This is a genomic window from Mycobacterium sp. IS-1496 (assembly GCF_001499995.1).
In the GTDB taxonomy this organism is placed as follows: domain Bacteria; phylum Actinomycetota; class Actinomycetes; order Mycobacteriales; family Mycobacteriaceae; genus Mycobacterium.
Map to the genome: position 1 here is coordinate 80935 of NZ_LQIU01000002.1, position 23367 is coordinate 104301.

General features: G+C 66.9%; 18 protein-coding genes and 2 pseudogenes. 14 read left to right on the plus strand and 6 right to left on the minus strand.

Going from position 1 to position 23367, the window contains the following annotated elements; all coding sequences use genetic code 11:
- Positions 1–10: 10 nt before the first annotated feature.
- Entirely contained in the window at positions 11–1114 is a 1104-nt protein-coding gene (locus AU195_RS02285; protein ID WP_059157441.1) for an NAD(P)H-dependent amine dehydrogenase family protein, read from the minus strand.
- Positions 1115–1330: 216 nt separating this feature from the next.
- Here AU195_RS02285 and AU195_RS02290 point away from each other — a divergent pair, with 216 nt between their 5' ends.
- The 4 genes and pseudogenes from AU195_RS02290 to AU195_RS02305 all read left to right on the plus strand — a co-directional run bounded on the left by AU195_RS02290 (position 1331) and on the right by AU195_RS02305 (position 5579).
- Entirely contained in the window at positions 1331–2299 is a 969-nt protein-coding gene (locus AU195_RS02290; protein WP_059157442.1) for an LLM class flavin-dependent oxidoreductase, read from the plus strand.
- 15 nt (positions 2300–2314) lie between these two features.
- Complete coding sequence (locus AU195_RS02295) at positions 2315–3388, plus strand: NAD(P)H-dependent amine dehydrogenase family protein (RefSeq protein WP_059157443.1); 1074 nt, start codon at positions 2315–2317, stop codon at positions 3386–3388.
- Between the two features lie 18 nt (positions 3389–3406).
- Positions 3407–4389: pseudogene (locus AU195_RS02300) on the plus strand (LLM class flavin-dependent oxidoreductase).
- A complete protein-coding gene (locus AU195_RS02305; RefSeq protein ID WP_059157444.1) occupies positions 4389–5579 on the plus strand; it encodes a cytochrome P450 in 1191 nt (396 codons plus the stop codon). The pseudogene AU195_RS02300 and the gene AU195_RS02305 overlap by 1 nt, the downstream one beginning before the upstream one ends.
- Before the next feature lie 33 nt (positions 5580–5612).
- Here the strand turns inward: AU195_RS02305 and AU195_RS02310 are convergent, their stop codons facing one another.
- Entirely contained in the window at positions 5613–6824 is a 1212-nt protein-coding gene (locus tag AU195_RS02310) for a cytochrome P450 (protein WP_059157445.1), read from the minus strand.
- A 100-nt stretch (positions 6825–6924) separates the two neighbouring features.
- Between AU195_RS02310 and AU195_RS02315 the strand changes: the two genes are divergently transcribed.
- The gene (locus AU195_RS02315) at positions 6925–7542 is read left to right on the plus strand and encodes a TetR/AcrR family transcriptional regulator (protein WP_059157510.1); all 618 of its coding nucleotides are present in this window, start codon (positions 6925–6927) and stop codon (positions 7540–7542) included.
- Positions 7543–8256: pseudogene (locus AU195_RS25000) on the plus strand (SDR family NAD(P)-dependent oxidoreductase); the annotation flags it as partial.
- A gap of 247 nt (positions 8257–8503) precedes the next feature.
- Here AU195_RS25000 and AU195_RS02325 read toward each other — a convergent pair.
- Genes AU195_RS02325 through AU195_RS02340 form a run of 4 tightly spaced genes read right to left on the minus strand, consistent with a single transcriptional unit; the run spans position 8504 to position 13045 of the window.
- Positions 8504–9784: an amidohydrolase family protein gene (locus AU195_RS02325; RefSeq protein WP_059157447.1), complete on the minus strand. Its 1281-nt coding sequence runs from the start codon at positions 9782–9784 to the stop codon at positions 8504–8506.
- A complete protein-coding gene (locus AU195_RS02330) occupies positions 9775–10770 on the minus strand; it encodes an SDR family NAD(P)-dependent oxidoreductase (protein WP_059157448.1) in 996 nt (331 codons plus the stop codon). Before AU195_RS02330 ends, AU195_RS02325 begins: the two co-directional genes overlap by 10 nt.
- Positions 10767–11894: an acyl-CoA dehydrogenase family protein gene (locus AU195_RS02335; RefSeq protein ID WP_059157449.1), complete on the minus strand. Its 1128-nt coding sequence runs from the start codon at positions 11892–11894 to the stop codon at positions 10767–10769. The genes AU195_RS02330 and AU195_RS02335 overlap by 4 nt, the downstream gene beginning before the upstream one ends.
- Entirely contained in the window at positions 11891–13045 is a 1155-nt protein-coding gene (locus AU195_RS02340) for an acyl-CoA dehydrogenase family protein (RefSeq protein WP_059157450.1), read from the minus strand. Before AU195_RS02340 ends, AU195_RS02335 begins: the two co-directional genes overlap by 4 nt.
- Before the next feature lie 99 nt (positions 13046–13144).
- Here AU195_RS02340 and AU195_RS02345 point away from each other — a divergent pair, with 99 nt between their 5' ends.
- From AU195_RS02345 to AU195_RS02380, 8 genes are all read left to right on the plus strand, one after another.
- On the plus strand, positions 13145–14833 hold the full coding sequence (locus AU195_RS02345; RefSeq protein WP_059157451.1) for a nitric oxide reductase activation protein NorD: 1689 nt from the start codon (positions 13145–13147) through the stop codon (positions 14831–14833).
- 102 nt (positions 14834–14935) lie between these two features.
- Entirely contained in the window at positions 14936–15787 is an 852-nt protein-coding gene (locus AU195_RS02350; RefSeq protein ID WP_059157511.1) for a CbbQ/NirQ/NorQ/GpvN family protein, read from the plus strand.
- 83 nt (positions 15788–15870) lie between these two features.
- Positions 15871–16989, plus strand: coding sequence for an ABC transporter substrate-binding protein (locus AU195_RS02355; RefSeq protein WP_059157452.1), 1119 nt, complete (start codon positions 15871–15873; stop codon positions 16987–16989).
- A gap of 4 nt (positions 16990–16993) precedes the next feature.
- Positions 16994–18130 (plus strand): spirocyclase AveC family protein, encoded by a 1137-nt coding sequence (locus tag AU195_RS02360; protein WP_059157453.1) that lies wholly within the window; start codon positions 16994–16996, stop codon positions 18128–18130.
- On the plus strand, positions 18123–19169 hold the full coding sequence (locus AU195_RS02365) for an SDR family oxidoreductase (RefSeq protein WP_059157454.1): 1047 nt from the start codon (positions 18123–18125) through the stop codon (positions 19167–19169). Before AU195_RS02360 ends, AU195_RS02365 begins: the two co-directional genes overlap by 8 nt.
- Entirely contained in the window at positions 19162–20655 is a 1494-nt protein-coding gene (locus AU195_RS02370; protein ID WP_059157455.1) for an aldehyde dehydrogenase family protein, read from the plus strand. The genes AU195_RS02365 and AU195_RS02370 overlap by 8 nt, the downstream gene beginning before the upstream one ends.
- The gene (locus AU195_RS02375; RefSeq protein ID WP_059157456.1) at positions 20655–21872 is read left to right on the plus strand and encodes a cytochrome P450; all 1218 of its coding nucleotides are present in this window, start codon (positions 20655–20657) and stop codon (positions 21870–21872) included. Before AU195_RS02370 ends, AU195_RS02375 begins: the two co-directional genes overlap by 1 nt.
- Before the next feature lie 71 nt (positions 21873–21943).
- Entirely contained in the window at positions 21944–23221 is a 1278-nt protein-coding gene (locus AU195_RS02380) for a cytochrome P450 (RefSeq protein WP_059157512.1), read from the plus strand.
- The last annotated feature ends 146 nt before the right edge of the window (positions 23222–23367 follow it).

Consider the following 23367-nt stretch of genomic DNA (forward strand, 5'->3'; position numbering starts at 1 on the left):
CGGTGTCGTGTCAGGCCGGCGAGAAGACGTGCTGGGGGATCGTCGGAGGGATGTCCATGGAGCTGAGCAGGCCGGGCTGTGCCGAGACCACATACGGCACGGCGTTCACGACACGCATCGCGGTGGCCACCATCGCACCCGCCCCGGATGTCATCCCGGCGATGCCGGCCCGCCGGGGATCGCGCAGGGTGGCGGCGAGGGTGCACTCGATGTCCGGATCGCCGGTGATGACGACGCGATATGACAGGTCGCCGTTGCCTTGCGGCCAGTGTGGCGCGACGTCTGCGGCCAGTCGGGTGACGTGTTCGATCACGATGGCCTCCCGTCCCTCCACCATCCCGATCGCCTGCATCCGCAGCGCGCCGCAGGTGCCGGCCTCCACGGTGCCCATCGCGACGTCCAGGGTGCGCTCCGTCAGTGCGCGGTCGAAGGTCTCGCGGACCTCCTGGACCTCGACGCCGAGCGCGTCGGCGATCAGGCGGATCTGGCCCTGCCATTCGCCGGCGATCGCTCCGGGGATACTCACCCACGGCTGGTAGTCGAGGGGCTGGCCGAAGCCCATGCCGTTGATCATGATCTCGGGGACGCCGTAGTCGTCGTACAGTCCGATCTCGGAGGCGTGGATCTTCTCGATCGAGGCCGATTGGGTCGAGAGGATGAGTGGCAGGTAGTCGGCGGCGAACCCCGGTTCGATACCTGAGGCGTACAGCGACGCCTGGCCCTCCTTGGCGGCGGTCGCGAGTTGGTCGCGCCACTCCGCCGGCTCGTAGGCGTGGGGGTTGACCAGACGCGTGGTGCTGGTGGTCACGACATTGATGCCCGCACCGAGGAGCCGGACGTAGTCCGGGATGGCCAACGCGTCGCGCTCCGGTCCGCTGGCCGCGTAGATCACGCAGTCCGGCCGTAGCGCCATGAGGGCGTCGGCATCGTCCGTGGCGGCCAGGCCGATCGGTTCGCCGTTGGCCAACTCCCCGGCGTCCCTGCCGACCTTCTCCTCGGAGTGCACCCAGACGCCGACCAGGTCCAGGTTCGGACGACGGCTGACGGCCCGGATGGCGATCGACCCGATGCCACCCGTCGACCACACCACGACGCGATGTCTGCTCTCTGTCATGACAAACCTTCCGTCGTCGGACATCGCCGATCGGTCGGGGCGGTCTTCGACCGGTCCGCTCCGCACTGTGGAACCTAACGTTTGCTCCGGAAGCTAACAGCAGCGAAGAGGCGAGGTCAAGACATCGGGACGAGGAAAAGGATCAAATGCCAGCTGGGGAACAAAACTTAGGTTAGCGTCGTTTGTCGTGACCGATCCGGCTCCGATTCGGCAGTGATGTTCACCCTTCGGTTCGACATGCGTGCGCCCGGAAACGGGGCGCCGACCACCGATCTGTATGCGGCGGCCGTCGACATGTGCGAGTGGGCCGAGACGAGGGGAGCGGTGATCGCCGTGCTCTCGGAACATCACGGTTGCGAGGACGGCCACCTGCCCGCACCTCAACTGCTCGCCTCGGCGATCGCCGCGCGCACGAAGCAGTTGGCGATCCTGCTGGCGGCTGTGCCGATCACGTTCTGGGATCCCGTCCGCCTCGCCGAAGAGATGAGCGTTTTGGACATCATCAGCAGGGGGCGGGTCTCCTTCGCGCTCGGAATCGGCCACCGCAGAGAGGAATACGACCATTTCGGCATCGACATGGGCTCGCGCGGAGCGCTGGCCGACGCGTCGTTGACGGTGCTCCGCCGCCTCCTGGACGGCAAGCCGACCGAGGTGGACGGACGGCTTGTGCGTGTGACCCCACCCCCCGCCACCCCCGGCGGACCGCGCATCGTGATCGCCGGCGGCAGCAGGGCCGCCGCTCGGCGCGCTGCCCGCCACGGTCTCGGATTCATCTCGCAGGTCGCGTCGGAGGGGCTTCGGGAGTTCTACGAATCCGAATGTCGGGACAACGGTTTCGAACCCGGCGTCGTGCAGTTCCCGGTCGAGGGCGCGCCGACGGCGGTCTTCGTCGCCGACGACGTCGACGCGGCGTGGGATGAGCTGGGGCCCCACCTGCTCCACGACGCGGTGACCGCAGCGTCCTACCGGGGCGGCGATGACTCCGTGGCGAGCATCTCTCCCGCCCAGAACGTCGCCGATCTCAGGGAGCGCGGTGGTCCCTACCGGATCTTCACACTCGACGAGGCGGCGGCGTACGTCCGTAGCGGCAGACTGCTGCCCTTGCTCCCACTCTGCGGCGGATTGCCGCCGGATGTGGCCTGGCCCTACCTCGAACGCGCGGCAATCGCGTCCGGACGCGTCTGAACGACAGGAGGATTGGTGACAACACCCCTGAGAACAGTGGTCTGGTCGACGGGTGGTGTCGGATCGGTGGCGATCGATGCGATTCGGCGCAGGCCCGACCTGGAGCTGGTCGGTGTGTGGGTGCACTCCGAGGAGAAGATCGGCGAAGACGCCGGGCGACTGGCCGGTGGCGACCCCATCGGAGTGACCGCGACGAACGACGCCGACGCGCTCGTCGCGCTGAAGCCCGACTGCGTGGTGTATGCCGCGAGCGGACCCGACCGCGATGCCGGCGCGGTGCCCGACTACCTGAAGCTGCTCGCCGCGGGCATCAACGTCGTCTCCACATCGTCGACCAGCTTGGTCTACCCGCCCGCCTATTACTCACCGGAGTGGCGCGACCAGATGGCGACGGCCGCCGAGTCGGGCAACGCGTCGTTCTACGTCTCGGGCATCTTCCCGGGTTTCGGCTCTGACGAGCTCGCCCTTCTGCTCTCGACGCAGTCGAAGACGATCCGGTGCCTGACGGTCACCGAGATCGCGCTCAACGACCACTACCCGGTGGCCGACGTCATGATGAACGGCATGGGGTTCGGCCATCCGCTGGACTTCGAACCCCTGTTGAAGACACCGGGATTCATCGAGATGGCCTGGCGTGCGCCGCTTCATCTGATCGCGGCCGGTCTGGGTGTCGAACTCGACGAGGTCCGCGGAACCCTGGACCGACGCCTCACCGACCGGGACATCGAGGTGGCGTTCGGCACGGTCGAGGCGGGCACCTGCGGCGCCGTGCGGACCCGAGCCGCGGGCGTGGTCAACGGCAGGGAGGCCATCGTCGTCGAACACATCATCCGGATGGCCCGCGACGTGGCCCCGGACTGGCCGGCAGCGGATTTCGACGCCACCTACCGCGTCGATATCGAGGGGGATCCCGACATCCACTGCACGATGAACCTGGGCGCCGCCGAAGGCCACGCGGCAGGCCACGCCGCGATGGCCGCCACCGCGATGCGGGTGGTCAACGCGATCCCGTTCGTCGTGGCGGCGCCGGCCGGCCTGCTCAGCTCGCTGGACCTGCCGACCACCCTGCCTCGGCACGTCTTCGGCTGAGAGACAGCGCTTTCGACGATGTTCACCATTCGTTTCGACATGCGGGCCCCGGCCTTCGGTGCCCCGACGACGGAACTCTATGCCGCGGCGATCGACATGTCGGCCTGGGCCGAGCAGCACGGTTGCCTCGCGGCCGTGCTGTGCGAGCACCACGGGTCCGAAGACGGGTACCTGCCCGCACCGCTGCTGCTGGCGTCGGCCATGGCGGCACGCACCGATCGTCTGGCGCTGAGCCTCGTCGTGATCCTGCCGTTCCACGATCCGGTCAGATTGGCCGAGGAGATCGCGGTGCTCGACCTCATCAGCGCGGGCCGGGCCTCGTACGTGTTCGGTTTGGGTTATCGGCGGAGGAATTCGAGCACTTCGGTCTCGACGTGGCGCAGCGGGGCAGACTGGCCGACGAGAACATCGATATCGTACGGACGTTGCTCACCGGTTCCACCGTCACGCGCGAGAACCGCCGCATCACGGTGACGCCGCGACCGCGGACCCCCGGCGGACCCGTCCTGATGTGGGGCGGGTCGAGTCTCGCGGCCGCGCGCCGGGCCGGCAGATACGGTCTGGGACTCCTCGCCAACGGGAGCGTCGCGGGTATGCAGGAGGCGTACGAAGCGGCATGCCGCGAGCATGGACACGAGCCGCGCGCCACACTGCTTCCGGCGGCTGACACGCCGACGGTCACGTTCGTCGCCGACGACGTCGACGCCGCATGGGACGAGATCGGCGAGCACCTGCTGCACGACGCCCGGATGTATGCGCAGTGGAATCCCGGCAACAGTGTGTCGGCGGGCATCTCCGACGCGCGCGACGTCGCGGAATTACGGAACCGCTTCACCTCGCACCGCATCATCGCCGTGGCCGAGGCCACGGCGATCGTGCGCGGCGGCGGGATGCTCAACCTGTCTCCGCTGTGCGGCGGGCTCCCGCCCGACGTGGCGTGGCCGTACCTGGAGCGCGCGGCCGCGGCGGTTCACGACGGCACACCGAGAAAGGGCGGTTGATGGCGGACGTCACCGACTTGTACTACGACCCGTTCGATTTCGACATCGACGACGATCCGTATCCGATCTGGAGACGGCTCAGAGACGAGGCGCCGCTCTACCACAACGAGAAGTACGGCTTCTACGCGTTGAGCCGGTACGAGGACGTCGCGCGCGGACTCCACGACTGGGACACCTACCGGTCCGGCCGCGGCACGACCATCGACGTCATCATGAGCGGTGTCGAGGTGCCGCCGGGTGTGATCCTGTTCGAGGACCCGCCGCTGCACGACCTTCACCGGCGCGTGCTGTCGAAGGTGTTCACGCCCCGCCGGATGGAGGCGATCGAGCCTCTGACGCGCCAGTTCTGCGTCCGGGCGCTCGACGCGTTGGCGGGCGCGTCGCGGTTCGACTTCATCACCGATTTCGGGGCGATGATCCCCATGCGGACCATCGGTTACCTGCTCGGAATCCCCGAACAGGGACAGCAGCAGATCCGGGACAACACCGATGCGGCGATCGGACTGAAGGAAGGCGGATTCCAGTCGGTGTCGCAGGCCTCATTCGAGAACGCCTATCAGCTGTTCGCGGAGTACATCGAATGGCGCGCCGACCATCCGTCGGACGACCTGATGACCCAGCTGCTCAACGCGGAGATCGAGGAGGACGGGGAACTGCGGCCGCTGACCCGCGTCGAGGTGCTGACCTACACCAGCATGATCGCCGGCGCGGGTAACGAGACGACCACCCGGCTGATCGGATTCATCGGCCAGCTGCTCGCCGAGCATCCCGATCAGCGCCGTGAACTCGTCGACGACTTCTCCTTGATCCCCCGGGCGATCGAGGAGGTGCTGCGCTATCAGGCGCCGTCCCCGGTGCAGGCGCGTCACGTCGCCCGGGACACCCGATGTCACGGGCAGCCGATCGCCGAGGGCTCGATCATGTTGCTGCTCAACGGATCCGCCAACAGGGATGATCGGCAGTATTCCAACGGAGAGACGTTCGACATCCACCGCACCGGAGCGCACCTGTCGTTCGGTCAGGGTTTGCATTTCTGCCTCGGCTCGGCCCTGGCCCGGATGCAGGCCAGGGTCGCGCTCGAGGAGGTCCTGCTGCGCTGGCCGGAATGGGACGTCGACTACGAGAAGGCGGCGATGGCGCACACGTCGAGCGTGCGGGGGTGGGGTACGTTGCCGGTCACCGTCGGCTAGGTGCACGAGCCCCGATCCCGCGATCGCGCGATCTCACCAACTGACCGGCAGTTCGTGCATCGTGTAGATCTCCTGCTGGTCGGCGAAGCGCAGGTCGTGGTCGGGTACCGCCAGCTGGAGGGTGGGAAGCCGGCGGAACAAGGTGGTCAGGGCGATCTGGAGCTCGACGCGGGCAAGGTTCTGACCGATGCACTGATGGACTCCGAAACCGAAACCGAGGTGGCCACGCGGGTTCCTGTCGATGTCGAATCGGTCTGGGTCGTCGACGAACTCGGGATCCCAGTTGCCCGCCGGGAGATTCATCAGCACGTGATCGCCGGCACGGATCAGTTGGCCGTTGATCGTCAGGTCCTCGACGGCGACGCGGTCGACCTGGCTGTGCACGGTCGACAGGTAGCGCATCAGTTCCTCGACGACGTTGCCGGCCAGCGCCGGGTCGTCGGAGAGCAGCAGCCGCTCGAGCTGTGCAGGATGCTGAAGCAGCGCAACGGTTCCCAGCGCGATCATGCCTGCGGTCGTCTCGTGCCCGGCCTGCAGGAGGATGACGCCGTTCATGACCGCCGTCTCGCGGCTGAGTTCGCCGTTGGCGACGTGGTCGGTCATCAATCGGCTCATCAGGTCGTCGCCGGGTTCGCGCGCCTTGAGTTCCGCGAGCTTCCACATGAAGTCGAACAACGCCCCGATCGCCGCCGCCTTCTCCTCGTCCGTGGAGCGCGAGTCGAGCCCCTTCGTGCTGTGGTACTGGAAGAAGTCGTGGTCCTCGTAGGGGACTCCGAGAAGCAGTGAGATGACCAGCGACGGGACGGGCAGGGCGAATTCCCGGACCAGATCCGCGGGAGGGCCGGCGTCGACCATCGCGTCCAGGAGACCGTCGACCAGGGACTGGATCCGTGGCCGCATCGACTCGGCTCTGCGGAAGGTGAAGTCGCGCGTCATCATCCGTCTCAACCTGTTGTGCTCGGGATCGTCGATGCGGGCGAAGATCGCCGGGATGCTGTCATCGGCGGCGCGCGCACGCAGGTTGTCCGGGAGCGTCTCCGCGCTGAGTCGCGGGTCGGTCAGCGCTGCCCGGATGTCCTCGTAACGACTGACCACCCACGTCGGCTGATGCCGCCAGAGCGCCCGCTGCAGACCTTCGGTGTCGCGCCATTCGCGAAACTGTCGAGGTGGCTCGAGCGGGCAACGGGCGTCGCGCGGAAGGGGAATGACGGGCAGATCGGCTCCGTCCGCGGACTGTGTGGTCATCCTCGGCTCTCCGTAACGACAGACGACTGTCACTTCATGCGAGCGTAAGGTCACTGGTTCTGACAGTCAACTGTCGGTTAAGGTTGATGGCGTGGTAGAACTGGCCGCCGCCCGGCCTCTCCGTGCCGACGCGGCGCGCAATGCCGCACGAATAGTGAGCGCAGCACGCGAGGCCTATGCCGAACTCGGGCCGGATGTCCCGATGGACGTCATCGCCGACCGCGCCGGGATCGCTGAGCGAACGCTGTATCGCCGTTTCCCCAACAAGGGTGAACTCGCCAGGGCGGTCATCGACCAGAGTGTCGTCGAAACCCTCTCGCCTGTCATCGACCGGGCGCGCCGGTCCCGCAACGCGTTGCGCGGCCTCGCCACACTGCTCGAAGCGGCGATCGCGTTGGGGGCTCGTGAGCACAACGCCCTGCTGGCAGCCCGGCGAGCGGGGTCGTTGGCGGGCGTCTCGACGCAGCTCGACGAGACCCTCGAAGAGCTGGTCCGCCGTGCGCAGGCAGCCGGCCTGGTACGTGCGGATCTCGCCCCCGAGGACCTGCCCCGCATGGTCGCCATGTTGTACAGCGTGCTGGGAACCATGGATCCCTCGGTCGAAGGCTGGCAGCGATACCTGATCCTGATGCTCGACGCGATCTCGACGCCGACGCCCAGCCGGCTGCCGCGGGCGGTCGCGATCCGCTATCCGCGTCCGGACGATTGGCCGATGTAGATGTCCGATCTGCGTTTCGACGGGCGCGTTGCGGTGGTCACCGGCGCCGGTCGCGGGTTGGGCAGGCACTACGCACGGCTACTCGCCGAACGCGGTGCCCGCGTGCTCGTCAACGATCTCGGCGCCTCGGTCACCGGCGAGGGAGCGGCCCCCGACGCGGCCGACGCCACCGTACGGGAGATTCGCGACAACGGTGGGGAGGCGGTCGCGGACACCCACAGCGTCGCGACGCGTGACGGCGCGCGGGCGATCATCGACTCCGCACTCGATCACTGGGGACGCGTCGACATCGTGGTGAACAACGCGGGAACCGTGTCCGACGCGCCGTTCGACGCGGTGACCGACGATCGCCTCGACCTGATGATCGACGTCCACCTCAAGGGTGCCTTCTTCGTCACCCAGTGCGCCTGGAAAGCCATGTCCGAACGAGGTTTCGGACGCATCGTCAACACGTGTTCGGCAGCCGGGATCCTCGGTGCCCCCCGCATGAGCACCTACGGCGCGGCCAAGACCGGGCTCATCGGACTCACCCGTGTGCTGGCCGCGGAAGCGGCGGGATCCGACATCAAGGTCAATGCGGTGGCCCCGATCGCCGCGACACGGATGCTGGCCCAGTCGATGCGACAGGCTGCCGGCGCCGACAGCGGTGAGGCGGAGGACATCATGCGGCCGTTCGCCGATCGGCTCGATCCGGCTCTGGTCGCGCCGGTCGTGGCCTACTTGGCTCACGACGAGTGTCCGGTCTCCGGCGAACTCTTCACAGTCGGGGGAGGGCAGGTCTCCCGGTTCTTCGTCGGCAGAACCGAGGGGTACCAATCCCCATCTGTCGGTCGAGGACGTGCGGGACCACCTGGCGCAGATCCTGGACCCGACGGACCACACCATCCCGGCCGGACCCATCGACGAGATGGCGAGCCTGTACCGGGCGATCTTCGGTCAGTGAAGGTCGACGCGTCTGTCGCTAGGTGGACAGTTTCGAAGCCAGATCGAGCACTGTCACGGTGTCCGTACCGGTTTTCTTCAGCCGCTCCGATGACCGGAAGCCGAGGTCGACGCCGGTTGCCTGGGCGCGCAGCGCCCCGACGGTCAGCTGCTCCTTGGGAATGTGGCCGAACATGTCGAAGGAGTAGAGCCGCATCGCGTTCAGGTGGGTGATCCGGTCGATCTCGTCGTCGGGGACACCGTCGAGATACAGGGCCAGGGTCTCGGGAGACAGGGGCCAGGTGGAGTCCGAATGGGGATAGTCGCACTCCCACGTCACCATGTCGAGATTCAGCTTGTGGCGGCTCTCGATCCCGAACTCGTCATCGATGAAACACAGCGCGACGCGGTCGAGGAAGACCTCGCTGGGGAGCCTGTCGCCGAAGTCCTGGTGCGTCCAGGCGCGGTGCATCTTGTAGGTGCGGTCGATGCGCTCTAGGAAGTATGGCACCCAGCCGATTCCGCCCTCGGACAACGCGAACGTCAGATCGGGGAACTTGCGTAGCATCGGTGACCAGATCAGATCTGCCGCGGCCTGCACGATGCTCATCGGCTGCAGTGTGATCATGGTGTCCACCGGAGCGTCGATCGAGGTGATGACGACGCTCGACGACGAACCGATGTGCAGGTTGACCACGGTGTTGGTGTCGCTGCAGGCACGCCAGAACGGATCCCAGTGCGGATCGTGGATCGACGGGTAGTCGATCTTGGTCGGATTCTCGGAGAACGAGACGGCATGGCAACCCTTTTCGGCCACCCGCCGCACCTCGTCGGCCATCAGGGTGGGATCCCAGATCGGCGGCAGGGCCTGCGGGATCATGCGGCCCGGATAGGTCCCGCACCACTCGTCGATGTTCCAGTCGTTGTAGGCCCGCAACACCGCCAGGCCGAGATCCTTGTCCCGGGCACGGGCGAAGTACTGACCGCAGAACTGCGGATAGGACGGGAAGCACAACGCGGCTGCGACGCCGTTGGCGTTCATGTCGCGGATCCGCTCGTGGATGTTGTAGCAGCCCTCGCGGATCTCGGAGAGCTTGGTCGGCTCCGCGCCGTATTCGTCCGGCGGCCGTCCGGCGACCGCGTTCAAGCCGACGTTCGTGGCCTCCTGTCCCTCGAAGACCCACGCGTCGGTACCGTCTGCGCGCTGGATGAGTTTCGGCGCATCGTCTTTGTATCTGGCCGGGATGTGTCCGTCGAACATATCCGGTGGCTCGACCATGTGGTCGTCGACCGACACCAGGACGAGGTCGTTCATCTGCATGGGTTGTCTCCTCCGTTCTTGGTCGCGTCGGGAAACGCGACCTCGGCGTTGTCGGGCATCGGACTGATGCCGCGGCGATCGCAGACCTCCAGCACTTCGTCGACGATCGAGTCGGGCACGATGAACTCCTCGGTGCTGGACACCTCTTCGAGGTGCTCGAGGATGTCTTCGGCCGTCGGTTCGCTCTCGGCGTCGGCCAGCCAGCCCTCGCCGAGGCCGACGAACACGCGTGCGTAGCGCCCGGCGCACGCCGAATAGTTGCGGTGCGTGACATCACACGCCCTGCTGGCCAGGAACACCACCAGGGGAACCACGAGTTCGGCCCGGATGGCCCGCATGAACCCGGACTCGGCGAGGAACTTCTCGTCGCCGACGGTCTCGGTCACCATTCGCGAGAAGCCGGTGGGCAGAACGGTGTTCGAGAGGATCCCGTGTTCGGCGCCTTCGATCGCGATCACGTTCGACAACCCGATCAGCCCCGCCTTGGCTGCCGCGTAGTGCGCCTCGGATGGCTGGCCGAAGTTGCCTGCCGACGAGGAGATGAACACGAATCGGCCGGACTTCTGCTTCGCCATCACCGTGAACGCGGGCCGGCTGAGATAGAAGGCTCCGTCGAGATGCACACTCAGCATGCGACGCCACGTCCCGGGGGTGAGCCGGTCGAAAGGCACGCTGTTGAAGATCCCCGCGTTGCTCACCACGGCGTCGAGGCGTCCGAAGGCCTCGACCGCGGCGTCGACGATGGCCTGTCCGCCTTCGGGACTGTCGACCGAATCGTAGGACGCCACGGCACGCCCACCTTCGCGCGTGATCTCCTCGACCACCTCGTCGGCGACGCGGGGGTCGGATCCGTCTCCGTGCATGGTTCCGCCGAGGTCGTTGACGACCACCGCGGCACCGCGCCGCGCCAGGTCGAGGGCGTAGAGCCGGCCGAGCCCGCGTCCCGCACCGGTGACGACGGCCACCTGATCGCGAAAGTCGATCATGCTGTCCTCGCCTCCGCGCCGAGCGTCCCCTCGCGGTCCGCCACGAGTGCGGCGCCGAGCTGTTCTGCGTACTCCCCGGGGTGGCCGAGGAACCGGCTGTAGTCGAGCAGCCGCCTGAGATACAGCTGCGCGTCGTGTTCCCAGGTGAAGCCGACGCCACCGAAGATCTGTATCGCCGAGTCAGCGACACCGGCGAGGTGGCCGCCGAAGGCCTTGACCCGCAACGCGGCTCGGTGGCTCTCGGCCGGGTCCGCCGAGTCGGCGGCCCAGAGTGCGTAGAGCACGCCACTGCGCGCCAGTTCGACCGTCTCGAGCATGTCGACGCAGAGGTGCGCGACCGCCTGGAAACTGCCGATCGGCTGACCGAACTGACGCCGCACCTTCGCGTAGTCGACAGTCATCGCGAGGATCCGACCGGCCGCGCCCACCGCATCGGCTGCTCGCGCGACGAGAACGTCGTCGGTGAGCGCCCGAGCGGCGTGTTGATCGGCAGCGGCGAGCACGCGGCCGGGTGCGTCGTCGAACCGCACCCGGCATCTCTTGTGCGTCCGGTCGATACCGGGGATGGGAGTCATCGAGACGCGCGGATCGGACGTTTCCACGGCCACGAGCTCGACGTCCGCTCGTCCGCGCACCGGCACCAGGAGGACGTCGGCGGCTCGCGCGTCCGACACGTCGTCGAGTGCACCGCGCAGCGCCACCCGACCGTCGCCGCGATGGCTGACCGCCGGTGGGTTCTCGCCGGGAAGGGCGACAGTGGCAATCGTCTGGCCCCCGGCCAAGGCCACGGCCAGGTCCGCGGCCTCTGAGCTCGCCCGGAAACGGGCGAGCGCACGAGGTGCGGCCACCGCGCTGGACAGCCACGGCCCGGGGTGCAGGGCGGCGCCCATCTCCTCGAGCACCACACCCGCCTCCAGCATGGACATGCCGTCGCCGCCGAGATCGGACGGGATCAGCAGTGCGGTGGTTCCGAGGGCGGCCAGGCCTCGCCAGACGTCGTCGGTGGTGCCCCTGGCATCGGTCAGCATCGGTCGCACATGGCCGCTGATCGGAGCCTTCTCGCCGAGGAATCGGCGCACGGCGTCTCGGAGGGCCTGCTGCTCTTCGGTGGGTTCGAGGTTCATGAGCGGGGGAGTCCGAGAACGCGCTGGGCGGTGATGTTCTTGTTGATGTGCGTGGTGCCGCCCGCGATGGTCAGGGCGTGCGAGCTCAGGCGAAACTCATCCCATTTCCCCTCGGCCACATCGGGATCGAGGGAATCGAAGGCGAGCGCGGCGAGGTCCTTGCCGATCTCACCCCACACGGATTTGGCCAGGCTCGCGGTGGCGAACGGGTCGCCACCGTGCATGCCCGCCGATATCGATCGTTGGCAGAGCACCTCGAGGTTCTTGATCCGCACGTCGAGCTCGCCGAGCCTGCGCAGGGTTGCGGGGTCATCGAGTATCGCCTTGCCCGAACGTTTCTTGGCGAGATCGTCGACGAGCTCGGCCAGCCGGATCTGCATCTCGGCGTAGAGTCGCGCCGCCGCGGCGCGTTCGAAACTCAGTGTGGACGTGGCCACCTGCCATCCCTTGTTCAACGGGCCCAGCAGGGCGTCAGCGGGTACGCGCACGTCGTCGAAGAAGACCTCGGCGAAGTCGGCGGCGCCGTTGAGCGTCACGAGTGGCCGGGCGTCGATCCCCGTCGACGCCATGTCCACGATCAAGCACGAGATGCCCTTGTGCTTGGGCGCATCCGGGTCGGTGCGAACGAACAGCTGACACCAGTCCGCGCGGTGTCCCAACGAGGTCCAGATCTTCTGCCCGGACACCACGAAGTGGTCCCCGTCCCGGACGGCCCTGGTGCGCAAGGAGGCCAGGTCCGAGCCGGCCTCCGGCTCGGACATGCCCTGGCACCAGATGTCGTCTGCCCGCAGCATGCGGGGGAGCAGCCTGGACTTCTGTGACTCCGAGCCGTACTGCATGATCGCCGGCGCGATGTTGTTGATACCGATGACGTTGAGGGGCAGCGGGACTCGCGCTCGCGTGGTCTCCTCGACGTACGCCATCTGCTCTATCGGGGTGGCTCCGCGCCCGCCGTACTCCCGCGGCCACGACACCGCAGCCCAGCCGGCGTCGGCCATCGTGGCGTTCCAGGCGCGCAAGGTCTCGAAGGCGCTGTCATCGGTGCCTCGCCGGGCTCCACTGGCGATCACCTCTGAGGTCAGATGCGCCGACAGCCACGCGGCGAGTTCGCTCCGGAACTGTTCAGCCTCTTGTGGGTATGAGAAATCCACGGTCTCCAGACGACCTTGTTCGATTGACTTCCGAGGACCCGAACAATACGGTGGAACAGATATTTGGTCAACAGTTCGGGCCGACGGAGGTGGTGGCGGGTGACGGACGATGCCCCCGGTGACCGGCTACCGGGCCTGGGCATGCTGGCGTCGGCGCTCGCGGGTCGCCCCCTCGCGGTGGTGCCCCTCGATCCCGGCGAGCCGTCGTGGACGGACGGCCAGACCGTCTATCTCGATCCCTCCGCGGGGGCCCGCGCGAACCTCGACTCGGTCGCGGTCCATGCGTCGCTGATCGCCGCGGGCAGCCTCGACCCCGACCTCATGGAGGCCCTGGGGCGACGCGCGCGGACGGCGAGGCGGTACCTGGCACTGGAGGGACACCGCGCCCTGGTCGCCAACGCCGCGCTGCTGCCCGGTGTGCTGGCCTCCCTCGCCGATCCCGACGTGGCGCGGCGCAGCGAGTCACCGGCGGTGTCGCTGTCGCTGGCGTCCGGGAAGGCTGCCGTGGACGATCCACCCGAGCGGTTCGGCGTGATCCGCGCCAAGAAGGTCATCGCCGCGGAGAGTCGGGCCGCGAGGCAGGTCGACGGAGAGGCGGCGGCTCATGTGCCGCGCCGCGACGCCGCGGGCCCGCTGGAGGACCTCGACGACGGAGACGTGGACGACACCGCCGACCCGGACCTGTTCACCAGTCCCGTGGGTGGCGGCGGCGCGATCGGTAAGTGGTTCGCGAAGTTGCTGTCGTCGGCCCGCAAGACGTCGGGCAGCGGCGGGGGACCACCCGGTGCGGATTCGCCCACTCACCGCACCAACGCGGCGAACCGGGGCGCCTACGCGGTGTCGTCGACGGCGACGGCGCCCGGCGAACAGGTCGCCGACATCACGCCGGACGGCTTCAGGTACCCGGAGTGGGATGCGAATCGTCAGGCCTACCGGCATGACTGGTGCACGGTTCGTGAGACCGAGGCGCAGGTCAAGGCGTCGGCGTCGCAGGCCATCGACGGTGCCATCGGGGTACGCCGACCGCTCGCCCGGCTGGGAATGGGCCTACACCGCCGGCACCGCCAGGCCCAGGGCGATGACATCGACATCGACGCGGCCGTCGAGGAGCGCGTTGAGGTGATCGCGGGGTCGGTGCCCGACGAGGCGGTCTATCTCGACAGCCTGCGCCGGAGTCGCGACCTCTCGGTCCTTCTGCTGTGGGATGTCTCCGGATCGACCGCCGAGCCCGGCTTCGCGGGGCGGACGGTGCACCAGCAACAGCGCACCGCGGTGGCCCACCTCACGGTCGCGCTGCACGACCTCGGGGACCGGGTCGCCCTGTACGGCTACTACTCGCACGGGCGCACCGCCGTGAACCTGGTGCCGGTCAAGCGGTTCGACGATCATCTCGACACTCGTGTGATCAGGCGGTTGAACAGTCTCGAACCAGGAGCGTATTCGCGACTCGGAGCGGCGATCAGGCACGGCTCGACCGTGTTGGAGAAGCATGGCGGCACGACGCGGCGACTGTTGGTCGTGTTGTCGGACGGGCTGGCATACGACCACGGCTACGAACGGGCGTACGGGGCGGCCGATGCCAGGCGCGCGTTGACCGAGGCGCGTCGCCGAGGCACAGGGTGCGTGTGTCTGACCGTCGGCGCGAACACCGACGTGGCGTCGCTGCGGCGGGTGTTCGGCAGCACCGCGCACGCGACCATCTCGAGTCCCGAACGACTCGCCGGCGTCATCGGTCCGCTGTTCCGGTCGGCGATTCGGTCGGCGGAGGTTCGGCGGCGGGTGTCGTGACGGGGCGGGCCGGCGCGCCTCGGCGTCGCGGATTCGTTGAAACAAACATCTGTTCCGCGTTAGGGTTCACTGGCGCGGGGCATGAACGACGAGAGGGGCGCCATGGGCACCGAGTCAGGGACTGCGTACCAGAACGGCGCACGGCCGCAGGCGGGATCGCCGCGTCCGTACTACCAGCCGGTGGGCAACGAGGAGACCGTCTTCAAGGCGGCGTATCGCCAAGGCCTGTCACTGGTCCTCAAAGGGCCGACGGGGTGTGGGAAGACGCGCTTCGTCGAGGCCATGGCTCACGACCTCGGCCGCGAACTGATCACCGTCGCCTGCCATGACGATCTGACCACGGCGGACCTCGTCGGCCGGTACCTGCTCAAGGGCGACGAGACGGTCTGGGTCGACGGACCGCTGACGCGCGCCGTGAGGGAAGGCGCCATCTGTTATCTGGACGAGGTGGTCGAGGCCCGGCAGGACACCACGGTGGTGCTGCATCCGCTCGCCGACTACCGGCGGCAGCTACCCATCGAACGTCTGGGCGTCACATTGGACGCGGCGCCGGGATTCGGGCTCGTCGTGTCCTACAACCCCGGTTACCAGAGCGTCCTCAAGGACCTCAAGGACTCCACGAGGCAGCGGATGGTGGCCATCGAATTCGGTTTCCCCCCACCTGAGGTGGAGGAGGGAATCGTCGCCCGCGAGGCTTGCGTGGACCAGGCCACGGCGGCCGAGCTGGTCCGTTTCGGACAGGCGATCCGCCGCCTGGAGGCCGGGGGACTGCGGGAGGTGGCCTCGACACGCGTCCTCATCGCCGCCGGCCGGCTGATCGCCGAAGGGCTCACCACGCCCGAGGCGGCGCGGGCGGCGATCGCGGGACCCCTCACCGACGACACCCAGGTCGCGCGCGGTCTGCACGAGATGATCGACGTGTACCTCGGCGGATCGGCACGAATCGGTGATTGACGCTCCGGAGCGTCACCCGATAGTGTCTGAACAAATATTAGGTCGTATCGTCAGGCGATCGACGGATTCGTCGGGAGGTCAGGTTGTCCTACGAGAGCACCGCTGAGCCGATCAAGGTCGGCTATCTGATGGACTTCACGCTGCCGCCGGGTTTCCCCGACGAGTTGATGGCCTCCTTCACCCGCTGTTTCGACCTCATCTTCGAGGAGGCCCATCAGCAGGGGCTCATGGATCGGCCGGTGCAGATGATCTACCGCGAGGTGGAGGGTCTGCCGAAGGGGTCGGTCAAAGCGGTGATCGACGCGTACGCCGAACTCGTCGACGAGGGGTGCCTGGTCGTCTTCGGACCCAACATCACCGACAACTGCGTCCCGATGCGGGAGGCCATCGAGGAGCGGTTCAAGGTGCCGGCGATCAGTGTCACCGGCACCGATGACTGGTTGGGGGAGTGGACCTTCGCCTTCCCACAGGGGTCGATGACCGACGAGCCGATCTTCCTCGTGGACCTGATCGCCAAACGCGGGTTCAAGGACATCGGTGTCCTGGTGGAGCAGAACCTCATCGGCGAGAGCTATGTGAAGAATCTGCGGCGCGCCGCAGCCCGCCGGGGCATCCGCATCGTCGCGGAGGCCCCGATCGCCCAGACCGCGCAGGACATCAACGGCGCGGTGCGCACCCTGCACGATGCGAAGGCCGAGGCGATCGTGCACCTCGGATTCGGCTTCGGGATCGTGTTCATCAACCCGGCCCTCGAAAGCGTCGACTGGGACCCGCCGCGGTTCACCACCACCGCATTCCAGAACGCATGGGTGAACCCGATCATGTGGAACGCGTTCCTGGGTTGGGTCGGGATCGATCAGTACGACGAGGGCAACCCGATCGGTCAGGACTTCCTGGACCGCTACGCGCAGAAGTACGACGGCAGCCGTCCCGAATACTGCGTCTCGGTGGTCAACCGGGATGTCGCCGCGACCCTGGTTCGCGCGTTCACCGACGCGCACCCGCTGAGTCCGCGCGGAGTCAAGGAAGCCCTGGAACGGGTGAAGATGATGCCCGCCGCATCGGGCGCACCGGGAACCCGCATCTCGTTCGGCAAGTGGACGCGGCGGGCATGGATGGGCGCCGGCTATCTGGTCGCCCGGACGCTCGACCCCGACGGCACCAACTCGCATCTGGTCGATCGCTTCGGAGAGGAGGGCTGAGTCGATGGCCACCAAGGACCCGTTGGTCGTGGACGAGCCGACCCGCGCGAAACCCCGGAGCAAGCGGAACTGGGGCGGGTGGATCGCCTTCCTCGCGCTGGTGGCGTTCCTCAGCTTCTTCGCCCTCTCCTCGCGACGGAATCTCGATCCCCGCATCGCCAATCCCGAGGTCGAAGGGCGGCCGCGGCCCGTCGAGTTCATCTTCGGCTGGGAAGACTGGATCTACCTGCACGAAGTCGGCACCGTCCTGGCGCTGATCGTACTCATCGTCGTCTTCATCGTCGGATGGAAGCGCAACCCGGGCAGTCCGGTGATGCTGATGTTCCTGTGTACGACGCTGATCGTGTGGCAGGACCCGATCATGAACTGGGCGCCGTTCGCGGTCTACAACCCCGAACTGCTGCACTGGCCGGAGTCGTGGCCGCTGGTGTCGCTGTCCCCGACGGTGGAACCGTTCCTGGTCTTCGGCTACGTGATGTTCTACTTCGCCCCGTACTTCCCGTCGGTGTGGATCCTGCGCAAACTGCAGGCCAAGAGGGGGCCCCAGGCGTTCGTCTCCCGTCACCCGCTGGTGAGCCTCGGACTGCTGGCCCTGGTCATCGGTTTCATCTTCGACGCATGCCTGGAGATCTTCCTCGTGCGCACCGGCATGTACATCTACTCGCAGGTCATCCCGTTCGGATCGGTGTTCGCCGGAACGACGTTCCAGTTCCCGCTCATCTGGGAGTCGTTCGCCGTCTGCTTCGTGATGGTCCCGGCGGCCATCCTCTGTTACCGCGACGACACCGGTAAGTCCGTGGCCGAGAAGCTCTCCGCCAGGGCGAAACTCTTCCGATCCAAGCCGGCGCTGGGCACCTTCCTGGTGATGTTCGTGATCATCAACGTGTCGTACTTCGCCTACGGTGCGTGGTTCGCGGTGATCAAGGCCAGCGGGGCCGCCACGTCGGTGGCGTGCCCGTGGCCCTATCCGGAGGCCAAAGTCTATGACCCACAGGGTTATTACGAGAAGGCCGGGGCGGAGGGGCCGTTCTCGGTCGGCATCTGGTCGACGTGGATGAGCGGCCAGCCGGAGGGACGTCCGGACGTCGAACCCCCGCCACCGGGCGAGGGCGCCTGTGCAGCCGAGAACCAGAATGGCTGAACCTCGTAGCGGCGATGAGCGCTCGTGCGGGAAGCGGACGGTCGTCATCACGGGCGCATCGCGTGGGCTCGGATTCGCCTCGGCCGTACGCCTCTATCACGAGGGGTGGCGTGTGGTCGCCGCGATGCGCACACCCGGTGAGGCCGCCGGGCGACTACGCGAAGCCGCCGGAGCAGCCGAGGACGACGACCGTCTGCTCTGCGTCCAGCTCGATCTCATGGACTCGGCCTCGGTCGCTGCTGCAGCCAAGACGATAGAAGAGATGGTCGGTGCGCCGTACGCCCTGGTGCACAACGCCGGAATCTCCGCTGCAGGTGTCGTGGAGGAGGCCGATATCGACCTGTGGCAGAGGATGTTCGCGACCCACGTGCTGGGTCCGGTCGAGCTGACGAAGGCGTTGCTCCCGTCGATGCGCGCGGCGGGCCGCGGACGGATCGTGCTGGTGTCGAGTGCGGGCGGAGTGCGGGGCCAACCAGCCATCGCACCGTACTCCGCAGCGAAGGGGGCGCTGGAACGGTGGGGTGAGTCGATGGCAGGTGAGATCGCGCCGTTCGGTCTCGGAGTGACCGTTCTGGTCACCGGCACCTACGACACCGACATCATCACCGACGCCGGCACCATCGACGACCGGAACTTCGGCGGACCCTATGCCCGTATCCACGCCACCATGAACACCCGCGGGCGGTTCGCGATGCGGTTGGCACGGCCGCCGGAACGATTCACCGACGGTCTGCTGAAGGCACTGGAGGATAAGGCATCTTTCCGCAGACGAGCTGTCGGACCCGACGCGTCGATGCTGCTGATGTCCAACCGGGTTCTTCCCGCCGGCGCGATGCACCACGTGTCGAGGCTGGCGATGGGGATTCCGCGGCAGGGCGCCATGCGGGACGGTGCCTACCCGCTGACGACCGCCCAGAACGCGATGGTGTTCGCCGCAAAGGTGCTGCCGCAGCCGATTCTCCTGCGGTTGGCGTCCCTGGCGACGCGGCTGTCGCCGGCCGGACAGGGCGGGCAGGACGGAGGTGAGAAGCATGGGTGACGCACCGGCGTTCGAGTCGCGGATGTTGATAGACGGCAAACTCGTCGACGGCGAGGCGGGCACCTTCACCAACGTGAACCCGGCGAACGAGGAGGTGCTCGGCGAGGTCGCCGACGCCTCGACGGCCGATATGCACCGGGCGATCGACGCCGCGCGCCGGGCGTTCGACGAGACCGACTGGTCGACCAACGGTGAACTGCGCAAGCGATGCCTGTTGCAGTTGCAGGCGGCCATCGAAAGCGAGGTGGAGGAGCTGCGCGAAGAGCTCATCCTCGAAGTCGGCGCGCCGCGCGCGGTGACCCACGGACCCCAGTTGGATGCGCCGCTGGAGGACGGGCTGAAGTATCCCGCGAGGCTGATCGACGAATTCCCCTGGGAGACCGACCTCGGAGACAAGGTCGTCTCCGTCACCGGCGTCGACACCCGACGCGTGGTGTGGCACGAACCGGTCGGGGTGGTCGGCGCCATCGTGCCGTGGAACTTCCCGTTCGAGGTGACGATCAACAAACTCGGACAGGCTCTGGCGGCGGGCAACACCGTGATCCTCAAGCCGGCGCCGAACACCCCGTTCAATGCCACGCGGCTGGGACGGCTGATCGCCGAGAAGACCGATTTCCCAGCCGGTGTCGTCAACGTGGTCACGGCATCCGATCACTTCGTCGGCGAGGAACTGACGCTCTCACCGAAGGTCGACATGATCTCGTTCACCGGGTCGACGACGGTGGGCAAGAGGATCATGGAGAAGGGCGCCGCAACCATGAAGCGGCTGTTCCTCGAACTCGGCGGCAAGTCGGCGACCATAGTTCTCGAGGACGCCGACTTCAACACCGCCTGCCTCATCGGTATCGGTCCGCTCATGCATGCCGGCCAAGGATGCGCGGCGCCCACCCGGATGCTTCTGCCGCGGTCTCGATACGACGAGGGCGTGTCGATCTTGAAGGCCCTCTACGAGAACATCAAGGCCGGCGACCCGCAGGATCCGAGCACGATCTGTGGTCCGGTCATCTCCGCCGAACAGCAGTCGCGCATCCTCGGTTACATCCGCAAGGGCGTCGACGAGGGCGCCACCATGGTCGTGGGAAGCACCGAGCCACCGGTGGAGTTCGACAAGGGATTCTGGGTGAGCCCGACACTTTTCACCGACGTCGACAACACGATGACGATCGCCCGAGAGGAGATCTTCGGCCCCGTGCTCGCCGTCATCGCCTACGAGGACGAAGAGGACGCGATCCGGATCGCCAACGACAGCGTGTACGGCCTGGCGGGCAATGTGATGTCCGGCTCGCTCGACCGTTCACTCGCCGTCGCCCGCCGGTTGCGCGCCGGCTTCATCGGGCTCAACGGCACCGCGGGTTACGGCGCGGACACTACGTTCGGTGGATACAAGCACAGCGGTGTCGGTCGGCAGAACGGGATCGTGGGATTGAGCCAGTACACCGAAGTCAAATCGGTCGCCTACCCGGCCGGCAGCTCGAAGGAGCAATGATGGAACAGCTTTTCGACGACCTCGACGACTTCGGGGCGTTCGACGACGCGATCTCCGGAGACGTCCGTGATCCCTACACCGAGCTGGCGCGACTGCGGCGGGAAGAACCGGTGCAGCGCCTGGAGACCTCCGGGATGCTGCCGCACGAGAAGTCGCTGCCGATGTTCATCGTCTACCGGCACGAGGACGTCCAGCAGATGCTGCGCGACAACGAGACCTTCTCGTCGCGAGGTGTGATCGACGCGTTCGGACCGGTACTCGGCCAAGGCGTGATGCTCGGGATGGACGAGCCGATCCACGGCAGGCTGCGCTCGCTGGTGTCGAAGGCGTTCTCCCAGAAGGCGTTGGCCAAATGGGAGGACGAACTCGTCGGCCGCGTGGGCAATTCGCTGATCGACGAATTCGCGCCCAACGGCAAGGCCGATCTGGTCAAGGAGTTCACGTTCGACTATCCGAGCCAGATCATCGCGGGACTGCTGGGACTGCCGCAGGAGGACTATCCGCAGTTCCAGCGCTGGTCGATCTCGCTGCTGAGCTGGATCATGAACCCCGAACGCGGATTGGCCGCATCGGCCGCGTTGTGCGACTACTTCGCGCCGATTCTGCAGGCGCGCCGCGCGGAGCCGAAAGACGACCTGATCAGCCGGCTCGCCGAAGCGGAGATCGACGGGGAGAAGCTCGCGGACGAGGAGATCTACTCGTTCCTGCGGCTGTTGCTGCCCGCGGGTGTGGAGACGACGTACCGATCGCTGGGCAGCCTCCTGTTCGGGTTGTTGTCGAATCCCGGGCAGCTCGACGCCATCCGTGAAGACCGGTCGCTGCTTGCCCAGGCCATCGAGGAGGGCGTGCGGTGGGAGCCGCCCCTGCTGACCATCACCCGTGTCGCAACGCGTGACACCGAACTCGGCGGGGTGCAGATACCCGCCGGGGCGACGGTGATGCCGATGCTGGGTTCTGCCAACCGTCAGGAGGAGCGCTATCCGGACCCCGACACGTTCGACATCTTCCGGCAGGCGAAAGCGAATCTCGGGTGGGGACACGGCGTCCACGTGTGCCTCGGGATGCATCTCGCCCGCCTCGAGATGCGCACCGCGGTGAACCTCCTGCTGGATCGCCTGCCGAACCTTCGGCTGGATCCCGACGGCGGCGATCCGCACATCCGGGGCCAGGTGTTCCGGTCACCGACCTCGTTGCCGGTGCTGTTCGATCCGGCCTAGGGGAGACCTGTGGCGCGTTCCACCGTGTGTTCGACAACAGCCGGGGTGCCGATACCCCGCGAGGAGGCGTGATGAGCGATTTCGAGACGGTCGACTACTTCACCGACATGTCCCTGATCCCCGACCCGTATCCCTACTTCGACTACCTGCGGGCCAAATGCCCGGTGCAGCGGGCCACTCCGTACGGGGTGATGGCGGTGACCGGCCACCAGGAGGCATTGGCCGCATACAAGGACCCCGCGATGTCCTCGTGTGTCGCCGTGGCGGGCCCGTTCCCGCCGCTGCCCTTCACACCCGAGGGCGACGACATCAGCGCCCAGATCGAAGAGCACCGCGCCACCATTCCGATGGCTGAGCACATCGTCACGATGGATGCCGAGGCGCACCAGAAGACACGGGGGCTCCTGAGCAAGCTCATCACCCCGAAGCGACTCAGCGAGAACGAAGAATTCATGTGGCGCCTCGTCGATCAGCAACTCGACAAGATCGTCGACCGCGGATCCTGCGAATTCATGGAGGAATTCGCCAAACCCCTTGCGCTGCTGGTCATCGCCGACCTGCTTGGTGTGCCGGCCGAAGATCACCAAGAGTTCAAGCAAATGATGGGCGCCGAGCCACTCGGGGAGGTCGATGGCAACAGCGGCGAAACCGTCGCGCACAATCCGCTCGCCTGGCTTGACGAGAAGTTCACGTCCTACATCAGCGATCGACGACGGCACCCACGTGCGGATGTGCTGACGGAGCTCGCCGCAGCAACGTATCCCGACGGGTCGGTACCCGAGGTCGACGAGGTCGTCAAACTTGCCACGTTCCTGTTCGCCGCCGGTACCGACACGACAACCAAGCTGGTCAGCACCGCGGTGCGTACCCTCGGAGAGCGCCCGGATATTCAGGAGTCACTGCGAGGTGACCGCGCCCGGATTCCGGCTTTCCTCGAGGAGTGCCTCCGAATGGAAAGCCCCGTCAAGAGTCATTTCCGGCTGGCGCGGACCTCGACGAGGATCGGTGACCATCAGATTCCCGCCGGCACGATCCTCATGATGCTTCCCGGCGCGAGTAACCGCGATCCGCGAAAGTTCGAGGACCCGCACGAGTTCAAGCACGACCGAAGCAACGTGCGCGAACACGTGGCGTTCGGACGAGGGCCACACTCGTGCCCAGGGTCACCACTGGCCCGTGCCGAGGCCCGGATAGCCGTCAATCGGATCTTGGATCGGATGGCAGACATCCGCATCTCCGAGGAGATGCACGGACCATCCGAGAGCCGAAAGTACGATTACGAGCCGACATTCATCATGCGCGGCCTCACGGCACTTCACGTGGAGTACAACGCGCTGCCTGACGATTGAGCCGAAAGTGCCGTGTTCATTCCTTCTGAGAGAAAGCAATGAAGCGTCTGAACGGAATGGACGCCCTCTTGCTCTACAGCGAAACGGTCGAGGACGTCTCCGAGGCCACCGACGCTCTCCTGGAGGCATTCGACGAAATGCGTTGC

What these genes read in the sequence shown, in the direction of transcription:
- AU195_RS02285 (WP_059157441.1), bottom strand. Translation starts at nt 1,114, where the DNA reads ATGACAGAGAGCAGACATCGCGTCGTGGTGTGGTCGACGGGTGGCATC.
- AU195_RS02290 (WP_059157442.1), top strand. Translation starts at nt 1,331, where the DNA reads ATGTTCACCCTTCGGTTCGACATGCGTGCGCCCGGAAACGGGGCGCCG.
- AU195_RS02305 (WP_059157444.1), top strand. Translation starts at nt 4,389, where the DNA reads ATGGCGGACGTCACCGACTTGTACTACGACCCGTTCGATTTCGACATC.
- AU195_RS02310 (WP_059157445.1), bottom strand. Translation starts at nt 6,824, where the DNA reads ATGACCACACAGTCCGCGGACGGAGCCGATCTGCCCGTCATTCCCCTT.
- AU195_RS02325 (WP_059157447.1), bottom strand. Translation starts at nt 9,784, where the DNA reads ATGCAGATGAACGACCTCGTCCTGGTGTCGGTCGACGACCACATGGTC.
- AU195_RS02330 (WP_059157448.1), bottom strand. Translation starts at nt 10,770, where the DNA reads ATGATCGACTTTCGCGATCAGGTGGCCGTCGTCACCGGTGCGGGACGC.
- AU195_RS02335 (WP_059157449.1), bottom strand. Translation starts at nt 11,894, where the DNA reads ATGAACCTCGAACCCACCGAAGAGCAGCAGGCCCTCCGAGACGCCGTG.
- AU195_RS02350 (WP_059157511.1), top strand. Translation starts at nt 14,936, where the DNA reads ATGGGCACCGAGTCAGGGACTGCGTACCAGAACGGCGCACGGCCGCAG.
- AU195_RS02360 (WP_059157453.1), top strand. Translation starts at nt 16,994, where the DNA reads ATGGCCACCAAGGACCCGTTGGTCGTGGACGAGCCGACCCGCGCGAAA.
- AU195_RS02365 (WP_059157454.1), top strand. Translation starts at nt 18,123, where the DNA reads ATGGCTGAACCTCGTAGCGGCGATGAGCGCTCGTGCGGGAAGCGGACG.
- AU195_RS02370 (WP_059157455.1), top strand. Translation starts at nt 19,162, where the DNA reads ATGGGTGACGCACCGGCGTTCGAGTCGCGGATGTTGATAGACGGCAAA.
- AU195_RS02375 (WP_059157456.1), top strand. Translation starts at nt 20,655, where the DNA reads ATGGAACAGCTTTTCGACGACCTCGACGACTTCGGGGCGTTCGACGAC.
- AU195_RS02380 (WP_059157512.1), top strand. Translation starts at nt 21,944, where the DNA reads ATGAGCGATTTCGAGACGGTCGACTACTTCACCGACATGTCCCTGATC.